The sequence below is a fragment of the Yersinia thracica genome (assembly GCF_902170565.1).
GTDB lineage: Bacteria > Pseudomonadota > Gammaproteobacteria > Enterobacterales > Enterobacteriaceae > Yersinia > Yersinia thracica.
On record NZ_CABHXX010000053.1, the window covers coordinates 1 to 1,148 of the forward strand.

The following is a 1,148-nucleotide window of genomic DNA, read 5'->3' on the forward strand; positions in this document are numbered from 1 at the left end:
CCAAGCAATTTCTGTGCAAATTCCTTACCGTATTCTGCTTCATAAAGACGAGACGCCAAGCTGCGGATCTCGTGAAAACTGGGAGGGGATATTTCATAAATCAGATCGGTAGCCTTCAATGCTTTAACAAAGGCTTTGGTGAGCGAGTCCGCGTTTAAAGCTCCGGGTTCTCGGCCTGAACTTTTATTGGATGAGCTGATGAGATATTCACTTTTACTATTATTCAGGCACTTCTCTATAATTTCCCCAACCGTGGTATTCATTATTTCCAGCCGTAATGATAGCGATATCGCTATCTGCATCTTGGTTTTACTCTGGACTATCCAAAGTTTGCCGTCATGAACATCGCTTCTTTTTAATTGCCGTACATCATCACGGCGTTGTCCGGTAATCAGCGCTAACACCAGGCTGAGTTGAACCCAGTTTTGCTGTTGGCTGGCAGCCTCATAAACCTTGCAAAAGGCAGCATAGTCGAGCCGTTCCCGCTTAACTTTTGGTGACGGCGTGCGTGTTGCTTCCACTGGATTGCTGCTAATTAAACCATCAGCTATTGCTTCGCGAAAAACATCAGACAAAACAGAACGTAGATTTACCGCCATCGAACTTTTACCATTATCGACATAGGCATTAATAAAATCAGCAATATGCTTGGTGGTCACAGTCTCGATCGGCCTCTCTCCAAATTCTTGCTTAATATATCCGATTTGCAGGACTCTCATTTTCATAGTGTTCTCAGCCAGTTCGCGACGCTTTAATAGTTCTGAATAGCGCTTTAGCCAACTCGCTACGGTATTAACTTCAGCTTTAGCCGCAGGAGTTGGGGCAGGGGCTTGTAATCGTTCAAGCAGGGCAACTGGCTGAAAATTGGATTCAATATAATTATTGGCCTGAATAGCCTGAGATATAGCATCCCTACGGGCGATTTGTCCCAGAGGGATCTCTTTTCCAGTAAGTGGATTTCGCCAGTAATAAGATTTGTAATATCTCCGATATGTCAGATTTTTGGGTAAGTTGGCGTCATATCGTTTTGGTGTTAAATATTGTGCAAAAGTAGACCAAGGGATCGGGGAGTTATGGTGTAAAAGTGCACCACCCTGATTATTGGTAAACTCTCCGTTTTTACGGAGATTTCCTTGGATGCTGTGCAT

The 1,148-nt window shown here is 43.9% G+C and carries 1 protein-coding gene; it reads right to left on the reverse strand.

Annotated features, from left to right (window positions below):
* Positions 1 to 1,148 (reverse strand): site-specific integrase (locus tag FTA91_RS06140; RefSeq protein WP_235896830.1); only part of this gene is annotated, 1,148 nt, incomplete at both ends.